This window comes from Clostridium sp. 1001270J_160509_D11, assembly GCF_015667935.1.
Classification (GTDB): Bacteria; Bacillota; Clostridia; order Peptostreptococcales; family Peptostreptococcaceae; genus Intestinibacter.
Map to the genome: position 1 here is coordinate 1 of NZ_JADPET010000179.1, position 4,894 is coordinate 4,894.

4 protein-coding genes are annotated in these 4,894 nt (G+C 28.6%); all 4 read left to right on the forward strand.

Features of this window, described 5'->3' with window-relative positions:
* The first annotated feature begins 159 nt into the window (after window positions 1-159).
* The 4 genes from aroD (at window position 160) to I4U58_RS12610 (ending at window position 4,742) form a co-directional block, all read left to right on the forward strand.
* The gene (gene aroD, locus I4U58_RS12595; protein ID WP_195931691.1) at window positions 160-924 is read left to right on the forward strand and encodes a type I 3-dehydroquinate dehydratase; all 765 of its coding nucleotides are present in this window, start codon (window positions 160-162) and stop codon (window positions 922-924) included.
* Window positions 925-1,069: 145 nt separating this feature from the next.
* A complete protein-coding gene (locus I4U58_RS12600; protein WP_195931692.1) occupies window positions 1,070-1,942 on the forward strand; it encodes a shikimate dehydrogenase in 873 nt (290 codons plus the stop codon).
* Between the two features lie 233 nt (window positions 1,943-2,175).
* Window positions 2,176-3,495, forward strand: a complete 1,320-nt coding sequence (gene brnQ, locus I4U58_RS12605; RefSeq protein WP_195931693.1) for a branched-chain amino acid transport system II carrier protein — start codon at window positions 2,176-2,178, stop codon at window positions 3,493-3,495.
* Between the two features lie 155 nt (window positions 3,496-3,650).
* A complete protein-coding gene (locus I4U58_RS12610; RefSeq protein WP_195931694.1) occupies window positions 3,651-4,742 on the forward strand; it encodes a hypothetical protein in 1,092 nt (363 codons plus the stop codon).
* Window positions 4,743-4,894: the final 152 nt, after the last annotated feature.

Here is a 4,894-nt window from a genome sequence, read left to right on the forward strand (position 1 = left end):
TTTGACTGGGGCGGTCGCCTCCCAAAAAGTAACGGAGGCGCTCAAAGGTTCTCTCAGTACGGTCGGAAATCGTACGAGAGATTAGGTAATATAATTAAATTATAATAAACGACAAAAAATTAACAAACCAAATATTAATATATATAAGGGAGAAATAAGATGTTAAATACTGTTGAAGTAAGAAATATAAAACTAGGTGAAGGTATTCCAAAAATATGTGTACCTTTAGTAGGAAAAACTAATGAAGAGATATTAGAAGAAGCTAAATTCTTAAAAAATGTGAAATTCGACTTAATCGAATGGAGAGTTGATCACTATAAAGATGTAGAAGATATAGAAAAAGTCAAAGAAATAGTTAAAGCTCTTAGAGATGAAGTTAAAGACGCTGTTATATTATTCACCTTCAGAAGCAAAAAAGAAGGTGGAGAGCTAGAAGTAAGTACTGAATATTATTCAGAGCTTAATAAAACAATAGCACAAACTAAATTAGTCGACTTAATAGATGTAGAATTATTTACAGGAGATAAAATAGTAAAAGATATAGTCGAAACAGCTCACAAAAACAATGTAAAAGTCGTAATGTCAAATCACGATTTTTATAAAACTCCAGCAAAAGACGAAATAATAAACAGACTTTGTAAAATGCAGGACTTAGGTGCTGACTTACCTAAAATAGCAGTTATGCCTAATACTTCAGAAGACGTAGTAACATTATTAGCTGCTACAGAAGAGATGCACACTAAATACGCAAAACAACCTATAATAACAATGTCTATGGGTGCGCTTGGTCTTGTAAGTAGATTATCTGGAGAAACTTTCGGTTCAGCACTTACTTTCGGAGCTGCAAAAGCTGCTTCAGCACCAGGTCAAATATCAGTAGACAAATTAGCTTTAATACTTGATGTAATGCATCAAAGTAAATAAAAAACATAATAATCAGATAGTACACAAATTTTAAACATATATAAAATACAAAAACATAATTAAAATAAAAATTTCCTATGTTATATAAAAACTACAAATAAAAATCATATACATACACAAATAAATAAATTGGAGGAATATTAAAATGGCAGAGAGAATAACAGGTCATACTGAATTAATAGGCTTAATAGCTACACCAATAAGACATTCATCATCACCAAGAATGCACAATGAAGCATTTGCAAAATTAGGACTAGATTATGCATATCTTGCATTTGAAGTAGGCACAGAAGATTTAGAAGATACCATAAAAGGATTTAGAGCTATGAAAGTTAGAGGTTCTAACGTATCAATGCCTAATAAAACAGTAGTTCATAAATACTTAGATAAATTATCAGATGCAGCTGAGATGTGTGGTGCTGTAAATACTATAGTTAATGACAACGGTGTATTAACTGGTCATATAACAGATGGTATAGGATATATGAGTGGATTAAAAGATGCTGGTATAGATATAATAGGTAAAAAAATGACTATAGTAGGTGCTGGTGGAGCTGCAACAGCTATACAAGTACAAGCTGCTCTTGATGGAGTAAAAGAAATATCTATATTTAATAGAAAAGATGCTTTTTATGAAAGAGCTCAAAAAACAGTTAAAGATATAAATGAAAAAACAAATTGTAAAGCTACTTTATACGATCTAGATGATTTAGATAAATTAAAAGAAGAAATAGCTTCAAGTTATATATTTACAAATGCTACAGGAATGGGTATGAAACCTCTTGAAGGACAAACTTATATACCTGATAAATCATTTTTAAGAAAAGATTTAATAGTTACTGATGTTGTATACGCACCAGCTGAAACAGCACTTCTTAAAATGGCTAAGGAAGTTGGTTGTAAAACATTAAATGGTTTCCCAATGATGTTATTCCAAGGTGCAGCTGCATTTAAACTTTGGACTAACCAAGATATGCCTATAGAACATGTTAAAGAAGTAATGGGTATACAATATTAATAATAAACTTATTACAAAACCTCATTATTGTTGTTAGTTTAATAAAAGGACTGCTAATGCAGTTCTTTTATTATGTTATTTAGTGCGAATTTTAATATTTTAATACTATTTTTGAGATTTATTTGAAAATTTCAACATATTTTGTAAAAACTTTTCCTATTTTAACCAATTTGTATTATAATATATATTATAATTTTTAAATTAATTATATTATTAAATCATAGGAGGATAAGATGAATAACAAAAAAGCATTAGACGTATTAGTAGTCGGATTTGCGCTTTTCTCGATGTTTTTCGGCGCAGGAAATCTGCTATTTCCACCGTATTTAGGGTTAGTATCAGGAGATAGCTGGATAATTTCATTATCAGGATTTATATTAACAGATATAATTCTAGCACTTGTAGTAGTTATGGCTGCTGTTAAATTTGATGGGGATCTAGATTTAACTTTAAGCAGAGCGGGCAAAAAGTTTGCCAGAGCAATTATAATAGCATCTATATTATGTATAGGACCATTACTTGCAATACCGAGAAATGGTGCAACAACTTATGAAATGGGTATAGCGCCTATACTTGGATTTGAATCACCAATAGCAAAATTAATTGTTTCAATAGTTTTCTTTGGACTTACATTATTACTTACGATAAGACCATCAAAAGTTGTAGATATAATAGGTAAATTCTTAACACCAGCACTTTTATTATGTTTAGGTCTACTTATAGTAATGGGTATATTTACTCCTATAGGAGATGTAAGTAATACTCAACTTATAGAAAACAATTTATTTGCTGAAGGGGTAGAACAAGGTTACCAAACTTTAGACACATTAGCAGCTGTTGCATTTTCAACAGTAGCAATAACAGCTATAGCTCAAAGAGGATACACTGATTCTAAAGAAAAAATCAAACTAACTCTTCAAGCTGGAGTAATATCAGGAATATTCTTAGCAGTAGTTTATGCAGGACTTACATATTTAGGTTCTATGTTATCTACTACTTATGGTGCTGATACACCGCAAGCTACTTTAATGGTTATTATAACTAATGCTATATTAGGAAAACCAGGTAAGATAGTATTAGGAATAATCGTTTCTCTAGCATGTTTAACTACATCTATAGGACTTACTTCTTCAACAGCAACTTACTTCTCAACTATAAGTAATGGCAAAGTTAAATATGAATCTATAGTAATAGGTGTATCTGTATTTAGTTTAGTATTAGCTAACTTCGGTGTAAGTACAATAATCCAATTCTCTGCACCAATACTACAAATTGTTTGTCCAGTATTAGTTGCTATAATAGCTACAACTTTCTTAGATAAATATATTTCAAATGACAATGTATTTAAAGGAGTAGCTTATACTACATTATTAGTAAGTATATTATCAGTAGGAAGCAGCTTATTTACACTAACTCAAATATCTAATTTACTTTCAAAATTACCGCTAGCTCAATATGGATTTAACTGGGTGTTGCCGGCAATTTTAGGTGGAGTTGTTGGAGCTTTTATAAAAACTAAAAGCAATGTTAAAGTTAATAAAAAAATAGGATAGAATTTAAATTAAACTTATTAAAAGGGTGGACATAACGTGTTCACCCTTTTTGAATTAAATTATTAATAAATATTACTATTTTTTCAAAACAAATACTATTCTTTATATATAAATACTGGTACAATAGGTATGAGTATTAAAATAGGGGGTCAAAAATGAACAAGACAACATTAAGTGAAAAAATAAAGCAACTAGGGCTTAGATTGTTTGAAGATAAAACAGCTTCAGAGCTTGAATATATAATAAAAGAAATTTTCCCAAATGCAAAAATACTGACAGATTTTCTAAGTTATAAAGATAATTTAGGCAAAATCACTTTTAGAGTCAATGAAGATTATAAAGATGAATTTGGAAAAACAGAATTATGGACAGAAGTCAAAACTATAGAAGAATATCTAAGAATATACGATCTTTATATAGATATAGAAAAAAACATAGAAAATAAAGTAATATTAAAAGCATATGTAAGTATAGATTATTTAGATAATGAAAATGAACTTAAATATTTCAACTCAAACATAGAGACAATATACGCTGTAAAAGAAGATAATAGAGTTTTAAATCACTATATCGATGCTGTTACAGCTCAAAAAGAAGAAAATGAAGAGTATATAGAGCATTATAAAAATTACTCTACACAAACTATAGATGAAGTTGAATTAAAATCGAAAATAAAATCTCTAGGAAAGTTACTTCTCGACACACAAGATTTAAAACATCCAAATTACAGAGAAATCAAAAGCAGTATAATGGAGATTTTCCCAAGTGCCAAGTATAAAGGTTGTGTAGATATTTATGAGGTAGATGCTAATGTAAATACAGTATGTTTTTCTATATTAGAAGAATACACTGGTAAAATAACACATAACCATGTAGGCTCAAAATCTATAAAAGAAGCTAAGGCAAAAACTGAATTTATAAATATATGTATCGAAATAAACGAAGAATCTGGTTGTGCATCGATTGAATCTAAATTATGTGATGCTTATGTCGGAAATAATAAAATTATAGATATAAACGAAAGAACAATTTCTATAACTAATTTAGAACATACTATATTTGAAAATATAAAATCTGAAATAGAAAATATAAATAAATCACTTTATTTAAAAGGTAAAAAAACTGCTAAAGAATGTGAAATGCTGATAATGAACTTATTAGAAAAAGATGAACATAAAAACGAATATGTAAGAGATCTTCTATTAAAAGCTAGAAATAAATATTCTAGATTAGGAAGTATCGAATAAAAAGATGGCTTATGGCCATCTTTTTTAATTTCCAACATATTAACTAATGCAACGGAATCTCCAATTCGTTGGAGCCATAATTAAAATGAATTTTATAAAATAAACATATTAAATTACGTATTTGAAATATTTATATAATAAATTAAATATTT